Below are 17,343 nucleotides of genomic sequence, written 5' to 3'. Positions count from 1 at the left end.
GATGTTGGGAAAATTAACGATTGATGCGGTTCCGTACCACGAACCGATCATCATGGTCACCGTTGCTGCAATTGTTATTGGGGGCCTGGCACTGCTGGCGCTGATAACCTATTTCGGCAAGTGGAAATGGCTATGGAGCGATTGGTTGACTTCGGTTGACCATAAAAAAATTGGTATCATGTACATCATCGTGGCAATGGTTATGCTGCTGCGTGGTTTCGCCGATGCCATCATGATGCGTAGTCAGCAGGCGCTTGCGTCCGCCGGCGAGGCCGGATTCCTGCCGCCGCACCACTACGACCAAATCTTCACCGCCCACGGCGTCATCATGATCTTCTTCATGGCGATGCCTTTCGTAGTCGGTCTGATGAACGTAGTGGTACCTTTGCAAATCGGTGCGCGCGACGTTGCCTTCCCGTTCCTGAACTCCCTGAGCTTCTGGTTCTTCGTGGTGGGCGTAGTGCTGATCAACATCTCTCTGGGGGTTGGTGAGTTCGCGCAGACAGGTTGGCTGGCGTATCCGCCGCTGTCGGGCAAGGAATACAGTCCTGGCGTCGGGGTCGACTACTGGATCTGGAGTCTGCAGATTTCCGGTATTGGTACCCTGTTGACCGGTGTGAACTTCTTCGCCACCATTCTGAAGATGCGTGCTCCTGGCATGCCTCTGATGAAGATGCCGGTGTTCACCTGGGCAGCTCTGTGTACTAACGTCCTGATCATCGTTTCTTTCCCAATTCTGACCGTAACCATCGCGTTGCTGACCCTGGATCGCTATCTGGGCACCCATTTCTTTACCAATGATATGGGCGGCAACATGATGATGTACATCAACCTGATTTGGGCCTGGGGTCACCCAGAGGTGTATATCCTGGTTCTGCCGGTGTTCGGTGTGTTCTCCGAAGTCACCGCGACCTTCTCGAGAAAACGTCTGTTCGGCTATACCTCACTGGTATGGGCAACCATCGCGATTACCGTTCTGTCGTTCATCGTATGGCTGCACCACTTCTTTACCATGGGGTCCGGCGCGAACGTAAACGCCTTCTTCGGTATTGCCACCATGATCATTTCCATCCCTACCGGGGTGAAAATCTTCAACTGGCTGTTCACCATGTACCAAGGCCGCATCCAGCTCAACTCCGCTATGCTGTGGACCATCGGCTTCATCATCACCTTCTCCGTGGGTGGTATGACCGGTGTTCTGTTGGCCGTGCCGGGCGCGAACTTCGTGCTGCACAACAGTCTGTTCCTGATTGCCCACTTCCATAACGTTATCATTGGTGGTGTGGTGTTCGGTTGCTTCGCGGGCCTGACCTACTGGTTCCCTAAATCCTTCGGCTTCACGCTGAACGAAAAATGGGGTATCCGTGCGTTCTGGTTCTGGATCATCGGCTTCTTCGTTGCCTTTATGCCGCTGTATGCTCTGGGCTTTATGGGTATGACTCGTCGTATCAGCCAGAACATCAACCCAGAGTTCCACCCACTGCTGCTGGTAGCGGCTGGCGGCGCGGCTCTGATTGCCTGCGGTATCCTGTGCCAAGTGATTCAGGTGTTCGTCAGTGTGCGTGACCGTGAGCAGAACCGTGACCTGACCGGTGACCCATGGGGTGCTCGTACGCTGGAGTGGTCGACTTCGTCTCCACCGCCGTTCTATAACTTTGCCGTAGTGCCACTGATTCATGACCGTGATGAATTCTGGGACATGAAAGAAAAAGGCGTAGCTTATAAGAAACCGGCTAAATACGAACCGATTCATATGCCGAAGAATACCGGTGCCGGTGTGATTATTGCTGGCTTCAGCCTGGTATTTGGTTTCGCGATGATCTGGGAGATCTGGTGGATGGCGATCGCTGCCTTCGTAGGTATGATCGTGACCTGGATTGCCAAGAGCTTCGATGAAGATGTTGATTACTATGTGCAGGTTGATGAGATCGAGCGCATTGAAAACCAACACTATGAACAAATCAGCAAAGCAGGCGTGAAACATGTCAACTGATACTCTGACTAACCATAACGCAGCCCATGCAGAGCATGGGCACCACGACGCAGGAGAGACCAAAGTCTTCGGATTCTGGATCTACCTGATGAGCGACTGTATTTTGTTTGCGAGCTTGTTCGCGACTTATGCAGTACTGGTGAACGGGACCGCTGGCGGTCCCACTGGCAAAGAAATCTTCGATCTGAAGTTTGTCTTGGTTGAAACCTTCCTGCTGTTGTTCAGCTCCATCACCTACGGTATGGCGATGATCGGCATGAACAAAGGCAAGGTTAGCAGCGTTAACACCTGGCTGTTCCTGACCTTCCTGTTCGGTCTGGGCTTCGTCGCGATGGAAATCTACGAATTCCATCACCTGATCGTTGAAGGCTATGGCCCGGATCGCAGTGCGTTCCTGTCCAGCTTCTTCGCGCTGGTTGCGACCCACGGTCTGCACGTAACTACCGGTCTGGTTTGGATCATCATCATGATGATTCAGGTCAGCAAGCGTGGCCTGACCGCAACCAACAAAACCCGTTTGATGTGCCTGAGCCTGTTCTGGCACTTCCTGGACGTGGTCTGGATCTGCGTCTTCACCGTTGTTTACCTGCTGGGGGTTATGTCATGAGTCATTCATCCCATGAAACTTCTCACGGCGGCGCAAGCCACGGTAGCGTCAAGACCTATCTGATCGGCTTTATTCTGTCGATCATCCTGACGGTGATTCCATTTGCGATGGTGATGAGCGGTACCGCCTCTCACTCAACCATCCTGGCGGTTGTTGTTGGCATGGCAGTGATTCAGGTCGTCGTTCACCTGATTTACTTCCTGCACATGAATACCTCATCGGAAGAGCGCTGGAACCTGGTGGCATTGCTGTTCACCGCTATGATCATCGGTATCGTTGTTGTGGGTTCACTCTGGATTATGTACAACCTCAACATCAATATGATGGTCAGTTAAGAGTCGAGCTGCACGTGATGATTAAGCAATACCTGCAAGTAACTAAACCAGGAATTATTTTCGGCAATTTAATTTCTGTCGTCGGGGGATTCCTGTTGGCTTCCAAAGGAAGCATCGACTATCCCCTGTTTCTCGCCACCCTGGTGGGTGTCTCGTTGGTTGTCGCTTCGGGCTGTGTGTTTAACAACTACATTGACCGCGACATCGACAAGAAAATGGAGAGAACGAAGAATCGGGTGCTGGTAAAAGGCCTGATCGCGCCGAGTGTAAGCCTGGTTTACGCTACCGCCCTGGGTATTGCGGGCTTTGCGTTGCTGTATATTAGCGCCAACCCGCTGGCCATGTGGCTGGCGGTGATGGGCTTTGTGGTTTATGTCGGCGTCTACAGCCTGTACATGAAACGCCACTCGGTATATGGCACGCTGATCGGCAGCTTGTCGGGCGCTGCACCACCGGTTATCGGTTACTGTGCAGTCACCAACGAGTTCGATGCCGGTGCGTTGATCCTGCTGGCTATCTTTAGCCTCTGGCAGATGCCGCATTCCTATGCGATTGCCATCTTCCGCTTTAAAGATTACCAGGCGGCCAACATTCCGGTACTGCCTGTCGTCAAAGGCATCTCGGTGGCGAAGAACCACATCACCGTCTACATCGTGGCATTTATGGTTGCTACGCTGATGCTGACTTTGGGCGGCTACGCCGGCTACAAATACCTGATCGTCGCTGCGGCGGTGAGCGTTTGGTGGCTGGGAATGGCGCTGCGTGGTTACAAAGCCGAAAATGACAGCGTTTGGGCACGCAAACTGTTTGTGTTCTCGATTGTTGCCATTACCTCTCTTAGCGTGATGATGTCTATCGACTTCAGCGCTTCGGCCTCGCCGGAAACCTTGATGACTTACGTCTGGTAAGCCAAATCGTCTGTGAATGGGCCGCTTAGCGGCCCATTTTATTTGTCTCGCAGAAAAACCGACGAACTGTAATATCTGCTAAACAACATTAGATTTACCCCCCCTGCCCTTCACACTAAAATGACGCAGTTTTAACAGAAGCTATCCCATCAGGCGTTATCACCGATAACCTGACGGAATGGCTTTTAATGAGGTTTTAATGAACGATAATGCAATGACCCCGCTGGAACGACGGGCGACCTGGGGATTAGGAACGGTATTCTCACTGCGCATGCTCGGCATGTTTATGGTGCTGCCGGTACTGACCACCTACGGTATGGCGTTGAACGGCGCCAGCGAAACGCTGATCGGTATCGCCATTGGCATTTACGGCCTGGCGCAAGCGGTGTTCCAAATTCCCTTCGGCCTGATTTCCGACCGTATCGGCCGCAAGCCGCTGATTGTCGGCGGGCTGCTGATCTTCGCGCTGGGTAGCGTGATCGCCGCCGCCACCGACTCCATCTGGGGGGTGATCCTCGGCCGGGCATTGCAAGGCTCAGGGGCTATCGCCGCAGCGGTGATGGCACTGTTGTCTGATCTCACCCGGGAACAGAACCGTACCAAAGCGATGGCATTCATCGGCGTCAGCTTCGGTATTACCTTCGCCATCGCCATGGTGGTCGGCCCGATAGTCACCCACGCTTTTGGTCTGCATGCGCTGTTCTGGATGATTGCCGTGCTGGCATTGGCCGGTATCGTCATCACCCTGGCGGTCGTGCCTTCCGCCAGCAGCCACGTGCTGAACCGCGAATCCAGTATAGTCCGTGGCAGTTTCAGCAAGGTGTTGAGCAATTCCCGCCTGCTGAAACTGAATTTCGGCATCATGTGCCTGCATATCTTGTTGATGTCCAGCTTCGTGGCACTGCCATTAGCGATGGAAAAAGCCGGTTTGGCGCCCAGCGAACACTGGATTGTCTATCTGGTCACCATGCTGGTGTCTTTCGCCGCCGTAGTACCGTTTATCATTTATGCCGAAAAGAAGCGCCGCATGAAGCAGGTGTTTATGGGCTGCGTGGCGGTATTGTTCTGTGCTGAAGTGCTGCTGTGGCTGTCTGGCGCGCATCTTTGGGGCATTATTGCCGGCGTTCAGTTGTTCTTTATGGCGTTCAACGTGATGGAAGCGATCCTGCCTTCCCTGATCAGTAAAGAGTCGCCGGCGGGCTATAAAGGCACGGCCATGGGGGTTTACTCCACCAGCCAGTTTATCGGCGTGGCGATTGGCGGCAGCCTGGGAGGATTTCTGTACGGCCTACAGGGCGCGGGATTGGTCTTTATCGCCGGGGCAGTTTTAGCCGCCATCTGGTTTATGGTCAGCAGTACCATGCAGGAACCGCCGTACGTGAGCAGCCTGCGTATTACGCTGTCGGAACTGGCAGTGAAAGACTCGGCGTTGGAAAGCCGCCTGAAGGCCCAGCCGGGTGTAGCAGAAGCGATTGTGGTGCCGGAAGAGCGCAGCGCCTACGTAAAGGTCGATACCAAGCAAACCAACCGCGGTCAGTTGGAAGCGCTGGTGAATTCGCTGTAAAGAAAAGGGCCGGCAAGCCGGCCCCCAGATTACTGACAAAGTCCTTTGCAGTTAAAAGTCCTGACCTTGGGGCTAATAAAAACAAAGGATTATATCTTCTGATTTACCCCAAACATCCGAAAACCACGTTTTTCGGGTGTTTGTCATCAGACTAAGGGCCGGCAAGCCGGCCCCATCAATATATTGTTCTTGGCGAAAGGATCAGTCGCGGAAGTTTTTGAACTGGAAAGGCTGCCCCAGATCGGCACCGCGCACCAGTGCCATCACGCCCTGCAGGTCATCGCGTGATTTACCGGTTACCCGTACTTCATCCCCTTGGATCTGCACCTGAACTTTCAGCTTGCTGTCTTTGATCAGCTTGACGATTTTCTTCGCCTGGGCGGCTTCAATACCCTGCTTTAGCTTGGCTTCCACACTGTAGGTTTTGCCGCTGTGGGTCAGCTCCTCGGGGATCTCCAGCGCGCCGCCGTCAATGCTGCGCTTGCTGAGTTTTTCACGCAGAATATCGAGCAGTTGCTGCACCTGAAAATCAGATTCGCTGGCGACTTTAATGCTTTCGTTTTTTTCGTTCAGCTCAAAGCTGGCCGGTACGTTACGGAAATCCCAACGGGTGCCAAGATCGCGCGTGGCGTTCTCAACGGCGTTACGTACTTCTTGCATATCAATTTCGGAAACAATGTCGAAAGATGGCATACTTCTTCCTCCTGAATTAGAGCCTAATGCGATAGGCGATTTCGATGCCGAGCATGATAACCGCTTTAGCGCCTCAGACAAAATTTGCCGGCCCCGCCGCGCAGCAGAAAAGTCTATAATTATAGGATAGATACTGGGCGTTCTTCCCGTTACCCCAAGGAGTCTGGATGAAAATAACTGTTCTTGGTTGCGGCGCGCTCGGACAGCTGTGGCTCTCCCGGCTTTATCAGCAGGGCCATGACGTACAGGGATGGTTACGAGTACCGCAACCCTTTTGCGCAGTGAACGTCATTGAGCCTGAAGGCCTCTCGTTCAACCGTAATTTGCCCACCAACGATCCTGAACATCTGGCCCAGAGCGAACTGTTGCTGGTCACGCTAAAAGCCTGGCAAGTCTCTGGGGCGGTCAGCGCCCTGCTGCCGAAGCTGCACCCGCGTTGTGCCATCCTGCTGCTGCATAACGGCATGGGCACGCAGGACGAGCTGCCGCCGAACAACCAGCCGATACTGCAGGGCACCACCACCCATGCGGCACGCCATGACGGCAGCACTATTATCCATGTTGCCGGCGGCACCACCCATATCGGCCCGACATCTCCGGCGGCGACTTCGCTCAGCCACCTGGCGGAAGTGCTGCATCAGGCACTGCCTGACGTCGCCTGGCACAACAACATTGCCTCGGCGAACTGGCGCAAACTTGCGGTCAACTGTGTGATTAATCCGTTAACGGCCCTGTATAACTGCCGCAATGGCGATTTGCAGCGCTATCCGGAACAAATTGAGATTATCTGCCGTGAAGTCGCCGGCGTGATGGCGATGGAGGGTTACCATACCTCCTGCGAAGGCTTACAGCAGTATGTGATGGAGGTGATCCAGAGCACTGCGGACAACGTCTCTTCGATGCTGCAAGATATCCGCACTCAGCGGCATACCGAGATCGACTACATTACCGGCTATCTGCTGCGTCGCGCACGCAGCCACGGCGTGACTCTGCCGGAGAACGCGCGACTGTTTGAATTGATTAAGCGAAAGGAAAATGAATATGAGCGTATCGGCGCTGGTCTGCCTGGCACCTGGTAGCGAAGAAATCGAAGCCGTCACCACGATAGATCTGTTGGTTCGGGCGGGCATCAAAGTCACTACAGCCAGCGTAGCCGGCGATGGCGACCTGACTATTGTCTGCTCACGCGGCGTCAAGCTGCTGGCAGATGCGGCGCTGGTGTCTATTGTCGATGATCCCTTCGACGCGATAGTGCTGCCCGGCGGCCTGAAAGGTGCCGAGTGTTTCCGCGACAGCCCGCTGCTGGTGGAGAAAGTGCGTCAGATGCATCTGCAGGGCAATATCGTCGCCGCCATTTGTGCCGCACCCGCGCTGGTGCTGCAACATCACGATCTGTTCCCCGTCGGCAATATGACCGGCTTCCCAGGGCTGAAAGAACAGATTCCGGCCGATAAATGGATGGAACGACGTGTGGTATACGATGCGCGTGTTAACCTGCTCACCAGCCAGGGGCCGGGAACTTCGATGGAGTTTGCGCTGAAGCTGATTGATTTGCTGCTGGGGAAAGCCAAAGCGGCGGAGATCGCCGCTCAGCTGGTCTTGATTCCGGGGATGTACGACTTTCGCGATTAAATCACAGGGGCGGTTAACCCGCCCCTGGATTGATTACGGACGGTAGACCTTGACGTTGTTGTAGCCCTGCTCCAGCAAATACAGCGCCTGCAAGCGGCTCATTACGCCACGCTCACAGTACAGCAGGTAGGTTTTGCTCTGGTCCAAATCGCCAAACTGGGTGCTGAGTTTGTAGAACGGCAGCGGTTTCACCTCAACCTGATCCAGCTTCAGCGGCTTGTCTTCCTGCTCGTCATTAGAACGAATATCCAGAATCACCTCGTCAGCGCCAAACGCCGCCACGGTTTCCACTTCGGTAACCTGTTCCTGCGTCTGCTCGGCGATGGTGCGAATGTCCACGTTCTTGGCTTCGCTGACCACGCGATCGAGAATGCTGAAGTCAAAGTGAGCTTCTTCTTCTTCGATTTTGGCTTTGACCGCCTTCACCGTCGGGCTTTTCGAGATCACGCCGCAGTATTCCGGCATAGTCTTGGCGAAGTCTTCGGTGCCAATCTCACGCGCCACTTTGATGATGTGCTCTTTGTCGTGGGAGATCAGCGGACGCAGAATCAGCGTATCGGATGCGTTGTCGATCAAACGCAGGTTAGTCAATGTTTGGCTGGAAACCTGTCCCAGCGCCTCACCGGTCACCAGAGCCTGCACGCCATAACGCTCCGCTATCTGTGAAGCGGCGCGCACCATCATGCGCTTAAGCACCACGCCCATTTGACCGTCTTCGACCTTCTCGAGGATCTCGCCGACCACAGGTTCAAAATCGATGGCGATAAAGCGCACCTTGTGCGAACTGGCAAAACGGTTCCACAGGTAGTGAGCCACCTGCCGCACGCCAATTTCATGCGCGGCCCCGCCCAGATTGAAGAAGCAATAATGCACGCGGCAACCACGGCGCATCAGCATATAGCTGGAAACGCCCGAATCGAAACCACCAGAAATCAGCGACAGCACGTCTTCCTGAGTGCCCACCGGGTAACCGCCAATGCCTTCACGACGGGCTTTGACCAGCATCAGCTTGTCGTCTTCGATTTCCAGGTTAACCGTCACCTGCGGGTGCGACAGTTTGACGCGCGCGCTCTCAATGTGCTGGTTCAGACCGCCACCGACGTAACGCTCAACGTCTTGCGAATTGAAGTCCTGCTTGCCGCGGCGCTTTACGCGCACGCAGAAAGTTTTCCCCTGCAGTTGCTCGCGGTAGGCTTCCAGCGTCTGCTCGAAAATATGGTGGATATCGGTATAGTCGCGGTCTTCCACTTCCAGAATGTGATGAATGCCGGGAATGCGCGTTAACGCGTCGGCAATTACCGGCCGCTGGTTTTCATCTTTGGCGCGAACTTCGATATGATCCCAGTGACGGACGACCGCCAGTGTTTCATCATACTGCTTCAGGACGTTACGGATACTGGTCGAGAGGATCTTGATAAAGCGCAAGCGCACAGATTGGCTCTTGATGGTGATTTCCGGGAACAATTTAATGATAAACTTCATGGCGGTCTTTATTGTCAGAATTACGAGGGAAAAGGATTTACAATGTATATGCGATTGATAAAACCCACGGGGTTGCCGAATGTTTTATCAATCGCATTTGCGGCGCAGAGTATATCACTATCTGGTGAGTCTCGGTGCACAAAACCACACATGCGCGCCATGATTTGCCAATCAAGATCCGCTAGGATAGGCTCTGGCGCCACTGTTCACATGATGATGTAAAAAGAAAATTATGCCGAAAAAACCTGCACAATCAGACAGTACAGAGCAAAACGTCAGCTTTGAGAGCTCCCTCAGCGAGCTGGAAAACATCGTGACGCGTCTGGAATCGGGTGAGTTACCGCTGGAAGACGCGCTGAATGAATTCGAACGCGGCGTGCAGTTGGCGCGTCAGGGCCAGCAGAAGCTGCAGCAGGCGGAGCAACGCGTACAAATTTTGCTTAACGACAGCGCCGATGATGCTGCGCTGACGCCTTTCACACCGGATGCCGAGTAATCACCATGTCCGAAACTGTCCAACAGACCGCTTTTTCTGACCAGTTGCAGGCCTTGCGCCAGCGGGCCGACCGCACGCTGCTGGATTTTATCGCACCGTTGCCATTCAACGAGGGCAATATGGTGGCGGCAATGCGTCACGGTGCACTGCTGGGCGGGAAACGCCTGCGTCCGTTTCTGGTGTACACTACCGGGCAGATGTTTGGCGTATCACTGAATAATTTGGATGCTCCCGCGGCTGCGGTAGAATGCATCCACGCCTACTCGCTGATTCATGACGACTTGCCGGCCATGGACGACGACGATTTGCGTCGCGGTCAGCCAACCTGCCACATCAAATTTGGCGAGGCCAATGCCATTCTGGCCGGAGATGCGCTTCAAACGCTAGCATTCACCATTCTGGCCGATGCCGACATGCCCGATGTGGCGCTGCGCGATCGGTTGGCGATGGTTTCCGAACTGGCCACCGCCAGCGGCGTTGCCGGCATGTGCGGTGGGCAATCGCTGGATCTGGAAGCCGAAGATAAACAGATAGGTCTGGAAGCGTTGGAACAGATCCATCGCCACAAAACCGGCGCGTTAATTCGCGCAGCAGTTCGCCTTGGGGCCTTGGCCGCCGGTGAACCCGGCCGCAAAGCGCTGCCGCAGCTTGACCGATACGCCGCCGCGATAGGCCTGGCTTTTCAGGTGCAGGATGATATTTTGGACGTGGTCGGCGAAACCGAAAAAATCGGTAAACGCCAGGGGGCGGACCAGCAACACGGAAAGAGCACCTATCCAGCTTTGCTCGGGCTTGACAGCGCGAAAGCAAAAGCGTGGGATCTCTATCAGGAAGCTTTAGCTGCATTAGACACTTTGGCAGCACAATCTTATAACACAGCGCCATTGCGAGCGTTAGCCAGCTTCATTATTGAACGCGACAATTAACGTGTGACGTTAACTCCTCTGATATGAGTATCGAATGAGTCTTGATATAGCCAAATACCCGACCCTGGCGCTAGCGGAAAATCCCGATGAACTCCGTTCGCTGCCGAAAGAGAGCCTGCCGAAACTGTGTGATGAACTTCGGCAATACCTGCTGGACAGCGTCAGCCGTTCCAGCGGCCACTTTGCATCTGGGCTGGGAACCGTCGAACTGACGGTGGCGTTGCACTATGTGTACCAAACCCCCTTCGATCATCTGGTGTGGGACGTGGGTCATCAGGCTTACCCGCATAAAATTTTGACCGGTCGCCGCGACAAGATTTCTACCATTCGCCAGAAAAATGGCCTGCACCCTTTCCCATGGCGTGCGGAAAGTGAGTATGACGTGTTGTCGGTTGGCCACTCCTCGACTTCGATCAGTGCCGGTCTCGGCATGGCGGTAGCGGCGGCTCGCGAAGGCAAAAACCGCCGTACGGTTTGCGTTATCGGCGATGGCGCCATCACCGCCGGTATGGCATTTGAAGCCATGAACCACGCAGGTGACATCGATCCGGATATGCTGGTGGTGCTTAACGACAATGAAATGTCGATTTCGGAAAACGTCGGTGCGCTGAACAATCATCTGGCGCAGCTGCTGTCCGGCAAGCTTTACTCCACCCTGCGTGAGGGCGGTAAAAAAGTGCTGTCCGGCCTGCCGCCAATCAAAGAGCTGGTCAAGCGTACCGAAGAACACCTGAAAGGCATGGTCGTGCCGGGCACGCTGTTCGAAGAGCTGGGCTTTAACTACATTGGCCCGGTCGACGGCCATGACGTTCAGGGACTGGTCGCTACCTTGAAGAACATGCGTGACCTGAAAGGCCCGCAACTGCTGCATATCATGACCAAAAAAGGCCGTGGGTACGCACCGGCAGAAAAAGACCCGATCAGCTTCCACGCGGTACCCAAATTCGATCCGGCCAGCGGTACCCTACCGAAAAGCGCTGGCGGCCTGCCGACCTATTCAAAAATCTTTGGCGATTGGCTGTGCGAAACCGCCGCCAAGGACAGCTCACTGATGGCGATTACCCCGGCAATGCGTGAAGGCTCGGGCATGGTGCAATTCTCCCGCGACTATCCGCAGCAATATTTTGACGTAGCGATCGCCGAACAGCACGCGGTGACCTTCGCTGCCGGGTTGGCGATTGGCGGCTACAAGCCGGTGGTGGCGATTTACTCCACCTTCCTGCAGCGCGCTTACGATCAACTGATCCACGACGTCGCGATTCAAAATTTGCCGGTGATGTTTGCCATCGATCGCGGCGGTATTGTCGGCGCTGACGGCCAGACTCACCAGGGTGCGTTCGATCTGTCATTCATGCGCTGTATCCCGACCATGGTAATCATGACGCCAAGTGATGAGAACGAATGCCGCCAAATGCTCTACACCGGTTATCACTATAACGAAGGCCCAAGCGCCGTACGTTACCCTCGCGGTACGGGTACCGGCGCGCCGCTGGAACCTCTTAGCGCGCTGCCGATCGGCAAAGGCGTTGTCCGCCGTGAAGGTGAAAAACTGGCGATCCTGAACTTCGGCACCTTGCTGCCGGAAGCTGCGCAGGTGGCGGAAGCGCTCAATGCCACGCTGGTGGATATGCGCTTCGTAAAACCGCTGGACGAACAGCTGGTGCTGGAGCTGGCAGCCAGCCATGACGCGCTGGTCACGCTGGAAGAAAACGCCATTATGGGCGGTGCCGGTAGCGGTGTTAACGAGTTGCTAATGGCCAAGCGTCGCGCTATCCCGGTACTGAATATCGGCCTGCCGGACAGCTTTATCTCACAAGGCAGCCAGGAAGAGGTGCGTGTCGATCTGGGTCTGGATGCCGCAGGGATACAGCAGAAGATTGAGGTCTGGCTGGCGCAATAATTTTCGCGCCTGATTTGACCGACGCCTCCGCATTGCGGGGGCGTTTTCATTTGCGTCGCCCGAAAACCCGCTACAGTTAAAGTTCTGTGCTGATACCGGGAGGAAAGCATGAAGTATCTGAAACTGGGCAATACCGACCTGAACGTTTCCCGCATCTGCCTCGGCTGCATGACCTACGGTGAACCCGACCGTGGCAACCATGCCTGGACGCTACCGGAAGAAAGCAGTCGCCCGCTGCTGAAACAGGCGCTGGATGCCGGCATCAACTTCTTCGATACCGCCAACAGTTACTCAGATGGCAGCAGCGAAGAGATCGTCGGCCGGGCGCTGCGCGATTACGCTCGCCGTGACGAAGTAGTGCTCGCCACCAAAGTCTATTTCCCGATGAGCAATCTCGAGTCTGGGCTATCGCGCGCTAAAATCATGCAGTCCATCGACGATAGCTTGCAGCGACTGGGCACCGACTACGTTGATCTGTTGCAGATCCACCGTTGGGACTATGAAACGCCGCTGGAAGAAACGCTGGAAGCGCTGCATGAGGTGGTGAAAGCCGGCAAGGCGCGTTATATCGGCGCGTCTTCGATGTACGCCTGGCAGTTCGCCAAGGCACTTTATACCGCCGATCTGCACGGCTGGACGCGTTTTGTCAGCATGCAGGATCAGTACAACCTGATCCAGCGGGAAGAAGAGCGAGAGATGCTGCCGCTGTGCGCCGCCGAGGGCATCGCGGTGCTGCCCTGGAGCCCGCTGGCACGTGGGCGCCTGACCCGCCCATGGGGTGAAACCACCGCGCGACTGGTGTCCGATCAGGTCGGCAAAAACTTGTACGATGAAACCGAAGGCATTGACGCCATCATCGCCGAACGCGTGGCAAGCATTGCGCAAGAACGCGGCGTATCTCGGGCGCAAATCGCTTTGGCATGGCTATTGAGCAAGCCGGTCGTCAGTGCGCCAATCATCGGCGCGTCACGTCATGAACACCTGGAAGACGCCGTCGCTGCCGTCGATCTTGAATTAACACCGGAAGAGATAGCCGAGCTGGAAACGGCTTATGTGCCGCATCATGTGACAGGATTTGAATAGTACAGTGAGTATCAAGGGCGCAGCATGATGAACTGCGCCCTTGTCATCAGAACAGCCCGGCAGGCCAGTGATGACCAATCAGGTAGATGATACCGGCGGAAATCACCCCGGCGACGATGTCGTCGATCATAATCCCCATGCCACCGTGCACGTTGCGATCGAACCAACGGATCGGCCACGGCTTCCACATATCCAGAATGCGGAAAATCACAAAGCCCGCGGCAACCCACTGCCAGTCGTTGACCGGCAGCGCCATCAGCGTGATCCACATCCCGACAAATTCGTCCCAGACGATGCTGCCGTGATCATGGACCTTCATATCTTTGGCCGTCTGGTGGCACAAATAAACGCCGATGCAGATGCTGAACATCACCAGCAGCGAATAGAGTTGCCACGGCAGTTGGATCAACAACAACCAGAACGGGATCGCCGCCAGCGACCCCATGGTGCCCGGTACCACCGGTGACAAACCGCTACCGAAGCCGGTTGCCAACAGGTGCCACGGATTGCTCATCCGCAAGCGACGTGTTGCTTCATCCATGTTACGCCTGCCCTTCGCTGAAATGATCGAAACCGTGCCATGGCAGCTCAACCGCTTCATCGTTGCGATAGAACTTGATGCCTTCCGAAAGCGGGCCAATCTGACCAATGCAGGTGTAATCCGCGCCCAAATGGCTCAACGCCACTTCCAACGCGCCGCGATTGATCTCCGGTACGGTGAAGCACAGCTCGTAATCCTCTCCGCCGGTCAACGCCCAGCGTAACGCCTGTTCAGCATCGGTGTGGCTGCTTAGCGCCTGCGACAGCGGCAGCTCATCCAAATTGATGCGCGCACCGCACTCGGAGGCTTTCAATATGTGCTTCAGATCGGAAATCAGACCGTCCGAAATATCAATCGCCGAGCTGGCCAGATCGCGCAGCGCCTGCCCTTGCAGCACCCGCGGCTGGGGTCGCAGATGGCGCCCAATCAGGTAATCGCGAGCGTCAGCGTCCGCCACCTGCAGGCGATCCTGCAAAACAGCCAACCCGGCGGCACTGTCACCCAGCGTACCGGTGGTGTAGATCCAATCGCCAATACGTGCGCCGCCACGGGTCAACGCCCGGCCGGCCGGGATCAGACCGTGGATCGTCAGCGTCATGCTCAATGGGCCGCGCGTGGTATCGCCGCCAATCAACTGCATGCCGTAATAATTAAGTTGTTCGAACAGACTGTCGCTGAACGCCTTCAACCAGGGCTCATTCACTTCCGGCAGGGTTAATGCCAGTGAAAGCCAGGCTGGATCCGCGCCCATAGCCGCCAGATCGCTCAGGTTAACTGCCAACGCTTTGTAGCCGAGATCGGCCGGATCGATGTCCGGCAGGAAGTGAACGCCCGAAACCAGGGTATCGGTACTGACGGCCAAAAGCTGTTTTTCTGCCACTGTCAGGAGTGCGCAGTCATCTCCAATGCCCAACTGTACGTCCCGGCGCAGACTCTTAAACCGGTCAAAATAGCGGGCAATGAGGTCAAATTCGCCACATGCCATGGTCGATGTTCCAATAGAAGAAATTAAGGCCGGGGATACCGGCCTTAATTTTTTATTTTTTCTTGCGGATGCTTGGTGCTGCTTTATCCAGCACGCCATTCACAAACTTGTGGCTGTCTTCAGCGCCGAAGGTTTTCGCCAGCTCGATCGCTTCATTGATAGCCACCTTGTACGGCACGTCCTCACGCATTTTCAGCTCAAACAGCGCAATGCGCAGAACGGCTCTTTCCACCTGGCCCAGCTCTTCGAGCTGACGCGACAGGTAAGGTGCCATCAGGCCATCCAGCAGACCTGCATTCACCGCCACGCCGGACAGCAGCTCCCGAAAATAGGCGATGTCCACATCTTTGACATCTTGCTCCGTCAGGAACTGGTGTTCAACATCGGCAATGTCATTTTTAGACAACTGCCAAGAGTAAAGCGCTTGAACAGCGCACTCACGAGCGCGGCGACGAGCAGCAGGTTTCACGGAATTCCCCTTAACTAAATTCAGGCTTTAATAGCTTTGATAACATTAATCATTTCAAGTGCGGTCAGAGCAGCTTCAGCACCCTTGTTGCCCGCTTTGGTGCCGGCACGTTCGATAGCCTGTTCGATGCTCTCGGTTGTCAGCACGCCAAAGGCAACCGGGATTTCAGTGTTCAAAGAAACACTGCCCAGGCCGGAGCTGGCTTCGCCCGCGACATATTCGAAGTGCGCGGTGCCCCCACGGATAACGGTGCCCAGTGCAATAACCGCATCGTATTTGCCGGTGTTAGCCAGCACGCGTGCAGTCAGCGGCAGCTCGTAAGCGCCCGGGACCCAGACAACGGTGATGTTGTCGTCAGCAACCTGGCCAATGCGCTTGAGTGCATCGATAGCACCTTGCAGCAGGCTGTCGTTGATGAAATTGTTAAAACGTGCAATTGCGATCGCCACACGGGCATTTGGAGTAGCAACAACACCTTCGATAACTTTCATGGGCTTTCCTTAAAAATGGGTTCAATACCCCGCAGGGGGGCGGATTCTATCACATTCTTTATCTGCCTGCGCGAGCGGTTTTGTAAAACGCTGACCGCCCCGGCTCGCGGGCATTAAATTCAGTATTTTGCCTTCAACCGCAGCCGCAAATCGGGGCCAATTTGCCGTACTTCGCTGAAAACAAACTCCGGCGCATCGGCCAGACGCTCAAGGCCCGGCAGTTGACACAGACCGCGGCCATTATCGCCCAACAGTTTTGGCGCGATGTACAAAATGAGCTCATCGACCAGCCCCGCCTGCAGCAAGGCACCGGCGAGCTGTGCACCGGCCTCTACCCAGATCGAGTTCACCTGGCGTTTTGCCAGTTGCATCATCATCACCACCAGATCGACTCCGCCGCCGTGCGCCGGAAACGTCAGTTGCTCGACGTCCTGCGGCCAGGTTTGAGCGTCCGCCTGCAGGCGTGCCAACCAGGTTGCACCCGGCTGATTAACCACCCGATGCTGAGGCGTGACGCGATTTTGGCTATCGAGGATAATGCGCAACGGCTGGCGCAGGTTTTCACGCGGATAAATGCTTTGAGTTTCGGCGTCCAGCTCATCCCAACGAACCGTCAGTGACGGATCATCAGCCAGCACCGTAGCGCTGGTGCTGAGAATCGCGGCGCTTTGCGCCCGCAACCGCTGCACGTCCTGACGCGCCTGCTCAGAGGTGATCCATTGGCTTTCGCCAGAGGCCATTGCCGTGCGCCCATCCAGCGAGGCACCCAGCTTCAGTTGTACATAAGGGAAGCCGGTGCGCATGCGCTTGAGGAAGCCCAGATTCACCGCCTCGGCTTCGGCCAGCATCACACCGTGGCGTACGTCCAGCCCGGCCTGCTGCAGCTTATACAGACCACGACCGGCGACCTGCGGATTAGGATCTTGCATCGCCGCAACCACACGGGTAATACCGGCGGCGACCAATGCATCGGCACAAGGCGGCGTGCGGCCATGGTGGCTACAAGGCTCCAACGTGACGTAAGCCGTGGCACCACGGGCTTTTTCGCCCGCCATGCGCAACGCATGCACTTCCGCATGGGGTTCACCGGCGCGCACATGGTAGCCTTCGCCGACGATTTCGCCATCGCGCACAATCACGCAGCCGACGTTAGGGTTAGGTGCCGTAGTAAAACGCCCCAGCCGCGCCAGTTCGAAGGCGCGCGCCATATACAATTCGTCGTTATGCATCAAAGCTCC

Annotated in this window: 18 protein-coding genes; 11 read left to right on the top strand and 7 right to left on the bottom strand. The window is 55.6% G+C overall.

Translation table 11 applies throughout. The annotated features are described in order from the left end of the window. Position 1: 1 nt before the first annotated feature. The 5 genes from cyoB (at position 2) to NR114_RS08625 (ending at position 5,407) form a co-directional block, all read left to right on the top strand. Positions 2-1,993: a cytochrome o ubiquinol oxidase subunit I gene (gene cyoB, locus NR114_RS08645; RefSeq protein ID WP_234528984.1), complete on the top strand. Its 1,992-nt coding sequence runs from the start codon at positions 2-4 to the stop codon at positions 1,991-1,993. Then, positions 1,983-2,600 (top strand): cytochrome o ubiquinol oxidase subunit III, encoded by a 618-nt coding sequence (locus NR114_RS08640; protein ID WP_041414272.1) that lies wholly within the window; start codon positions 1,983-1,985, stop codon positions 2,598-2,600. Before cyoB ends, NR114_RS08640 begins: the two co-directional genes overlap by 11 nt. Then, positions 2,597-2,935 carry a cytochrome o ubiquinol oxidase subunit IV gene (locus NR114_RS08635; protein WP_020825485.1) on the top strand — a complete coding sequence of 113 codons (339 nt, stop codon included), beginning with the start codon at positions 2,597-2,599 and terminating at the stop codon, positions 2,933-2,935. The genes NR114_RS08640 and NR114_RS08635 overlap by 4 nt, the downstream gene beginning before the upstream one ends. Positions 2,936-2,952: 17 nt before the next feature. Further along, positions 2,953-3,843, top strand: a complete 891-nt coding sequence (cyoE, locus tag NR114_RS08630) for a heme o synthase (protein ID WP_234528993.1) — start codon at positions 2,953-2,955, stop codon at positions 3,841-3,843. Between the two features lie 199 nt (positions 3,844-4,042). Continuing rightward, positions 4,043-5,407, top strand: coding sequence for an MFS transporter (locus NR114_RS08625; protein WP_020825483.1), 1,365 nt, complete (start codon positions 4,043-4,045; stop codon positions 5,405-5,407). Positions 5,408-5,608: 201 nt separating this feature from the next. On the opposite strand, the gene NR114_RS08620 is transcribed toward NR114_RS08625, so the two are convergent. Continuing rightward, positions 5,609-6,100 (bottom strand): YajQ family cyclic di-GMP-binding protein, encoded by a 492-nt coding sequence (locus NR114_RS08620; RefSeq protein WP_020825482.1) that lies wholly within the window; start codon positions 6,098-6,100, stop codon positions 5,609-5,611. A 167-nt stretch (positions 6,101-6,267) separates the two neighbouring features. Between NR114_RS08620 and panE the strand changes: the two genes are divergently transcribed. Both panE and yajL read left to right on the top strand, forming a co-directional pair. After that, positions 6,268-7,179 (top strand): 2-dehydropantoate 2-reductase, encoded by a 912-nt coding sequence (panE, locus tag NR114_RS08615; protein WP_122077492.1) that lies wholly within the window; start codon positions 6,268-6,270, stop codon positions 7,177-7,179. Further along, positions 7,142-7,732, top strand: coding sequence for a protein deglycase YajL (gene yajL / locus NR114_RS08610; RefSeq protein ID WP_020825480.1), 591 nt, complete (start codon positions 7,142-7,144; stop codon positions 7,730-7,732). The genes panE and yajL overlap by 38 nt, the downstream gene beginning before the upstream one ends. A 33-nt stretch (positions 7,733-7,765) precedes the next feature. Here yajL and thiI read toward each other — a convergent pair whose 3' ends face one another. Then, the gene (thiI, locus tag NR114_RS08605) at positions 7,766-9,214 is read right to left on the bottom strand and encodes a tRNA uracil 4-sulfurtransferase ThiI (RefSeq protein ID WP_115059856.1); all 1,449 of its coding nucleotides are present in this window, start codon (positions 9,212-9,214) and stop codon (positions 7,766-7,768) included. Between the two features lie 232 nt (positions 9,215-9,446). Here thiI and xseB point away from each other — a divergent pair, with 232 nt between their 5' ends. The 4 genes from xseB (at position 9,447) to NR114_RS08585 (ending at position 13,619) form a co-directional block, all read left to right on the top strand. Beyond that, positions 9,447-9,710: an exodeoxyribonuclease VII small subunit gene (gene xseB / locus NR114_RS08600; protein ID WP_020825478.1), complete on the top strand. Its 264-nt coding sequence runs from the start codon at positions 9,447-9,449 to the stop codon at positions 9,708-9,710. Between the two features lie 5 nt (positions 9,711-9,715). After that, entirely contained in the window at positions 9,716-10,636 is a 921-nt protein-coding gene (gene ispA, locus NR114_RS08595) for a (2E,6E)-farnesyl diphosphate synthase (protein WP_046374357.1), read from the top strand. 34 nt (positions 10,637-10,670) lie between these two features. Then, positions 10,671-12,536, top strand: coding sequence for a 1-deoxy-D-xylulose-5-phosphate synthase (dxs, locus tag NR114_RS08590; RefSeq protein WP_020825476.1), 1,866 nt, complete (start codon positions 10,671-10,673; stop codon positions 12,534-12,536). 108 nt (positions 12,537-12,644) lie between these two features. Continuing rightward, on the top strand, positions 12,645-13,619 hold the full coding sequence (locus NR114_RS08585) for an aldo/keto reductase (RefSeq protein ID WP_115059858.1): 975 nt from the start codon (positions 12,645-12,647) through the stop codon (positions 13,617-13,619). A 46-nt stretch (positions 13,620-13,665) separates the two neighbouring features. Here the strand turns inward: NR114_RS08585 and pgpA are convergent, their stop codons facing one another. The 5 genes from pgpA to ribD form a co-directional block, all read right to left on the bottom strand. Continuing rightward, positions 13,666-14,160, bottom strand: coding sequence for a phosphatidylglycerophosphatase A (gene pgpA, locus NR114_RS08580; protein WP_041414271.1), 495 nt, complete (start codon positions 14,158-14,160; stop codon positions 13,666-13,668). Position 14,161: 1 nt separating this feature from the next. After that, entirely contained in the window at positions 14,162-15,145 is a 984-nt protein-coding gene (gene thiL, locus NR114_RS08575; RefSeq protein WP_048759611.1) for a thiamine-phosphate kinase, read from the bottom strand. A gap of 52 nt (positions 15,146-15,197) precedes the next feature. Further along, the gene (gene nusB, locus NR114_RS08570) at positions 15,198-15,614 is read right to left on the bottom strand and encodes a transcription antitermination factor NusB (protein WP_020825472.1); all 417 of its coding nucleotides are present in this window, start codon (positions 15,612-15,614) and stop codon (positions 15,198-15,200) included. A 20-nt stretch (positions 15,615-15,634) separates the two neighbouring features. After that, positions 15,635-16,105: a 6,7-dimethyl-8-ribityllumazine synthase gene (gene ribE / locus NR114_RS08565; protein ID WP_012005513.1), complete on the bottom strand. Its 471-nt coding sequence runs from the start codon at positions 16,103-16,105 to the stop codon at positions 15,635-15,637. A gap of 119 nt (positions 16,106-16,224) precedes the next feature. Next, positions 16,225-17,334: a bifunctional diaminohydroxyphosphoribosylaminopyrimidine deaminase/5-amino-6-(5-phosphoribosylamino)uracil reductase RibD gene (gene ribD / locus NR114_RS08560; protein WP_129941081.1), complete on the bottom strand. Its 1,110-nt coding sequence runs from the start codon at positions 17,332-17,334 to the stop codon at positions 16,225-16,227. Positions 17,335-17,343 lie beyond the last annotated feature (9 nt).

The organism is Serratia sp. Ser99, from assembly GCF_024519545.1.
In the GTDB taxonomy this organism is placed as follows: domain Bacteria; phylum Pseudomonadota; class Gammaproteobacteria; order Enterobacterales; family Enterobacteriaceae; genus Serratia; species Serratia liquefaciens.
Note: the sequence above shows the minus strand (reverse complement) of the source record. Positions and strands in the feature narration are given on the sequence as shown.

Excerpts from the sequence above, each read along its gene's own strand:
- cyoB (WP_234528984.1), top strand. The coding sequence starts at position 2 with ATGTTGGGAAAATTAACGATTGATGCGGTTCCGTACCACGAACCGATC.
- NR114_RS08640 (WP_041414272.1), top strand. The coding sequence starts at position 1,983 with ATGTCAACTGATACTCTGACTAACCATAACGCAGCCCATGCAGAGCAT.
- NR114_RS08635 (WP_020825485.1), top strand. The coding sequence starts at position 2,597 with ATGAGTCATTCATCCCATGAAACTTCTCACGGCGGCGCAAGCCACGGT.
- cyoE (WP_234528993.1), top strand. The coding sequence starts at position 2,953 with ATGATTAAGCAATACCTGCAAGTAACTAAACCAGGAATTATTTTCGGC.
- NR114_RS08625 (WP_020825483.1), top strand. The coding sequence starts at position 4,043 with ATGAACGATAATGCAATGACCCCGCTGGAACGACGGGCGACCTGGGGA.
- NR114_RS08620 (WP_020825482.1), bottom strand. The coding sequence starts at position 6,100 with ATGCCATCTTTCGACATTGTTTCCGAAATTGATATGCAAGAAGTACGT.
- panE (WP_122077492.1), top strand. The coding sequence starts at position 6,268 with ATGAAAATAACTGTTCTTGGTTGCGGCGCGCTCGGACAGCTGTGGCTC.
- yajL (WP_020825480.1), top strand. The coding sequence starts at position 7,142 with ATGAGCGTATCGGCGCTGGTCTGCCTGGCACCTGGTAGCGAAGAAATC.
- thiI (WP_115059856.1), bottom strand. The coding sequence starts at position 9,214 with ATGAAGTTTATCATTAAATTGTTCCCGGAAATCACCATCAAGAGCCAA.
- xseB (WP_020825478.1), top strand. The coding sequence starts at position 9,447 with ATGCCGAAAAAACCTGCACAATCAGACAGTACAGAGCAAAACGTCAGC.
- ispA (WP_046374357.1), top strand. The coding sequence starts at position 9,716 with ATGTCCGAAACTGTCCAACAGACCGCTTTTTCTGACCAGTTGCAGGCC.
- dxs (WP_020825476.1), top strand. The coding sequence starts at position 10,671 with ATGAGTCTTGATATAGCCAAATACCCGACCCTGGCGCTAGCGGAAAAT.
- NR114_RS08585 (WP_115059858.1), top strand. The coding sequence starts at position 12,645 with ATGAAGTATCTGAAACTGGGCAATACCGACCTGAACGTTTCCCGCATC.
- pgpA (WP_041414271.1), bottom strand. The coding sequence starts at position 14,160 with ATGGATGAAGCAACACGTCGCTTGCGGATGAGCAATCCGTGGCACCTG.
- thiL (WP_048759611.1), bottom strand. The coding sequence starts at position 15,145 with ATGGCATGTGGCGAATTTGACCTCATTGCCCGCTATTTTGACCGGTTT.
- ribE (WP_012005513.1), bottom strand. The coding sequence starts at position 16,105 with ATGAAAGTTATCGAAGGTGTTGTTGCTACTCCAAATGCCCGTGTGGCG.
- ribD (WP_129941081.1), bottom strand. The coding sequence starts at position 17,334 with ATGCATAACGACGAATTGTATATGGCGCGCGCCTTCGAACTGGCGCGG.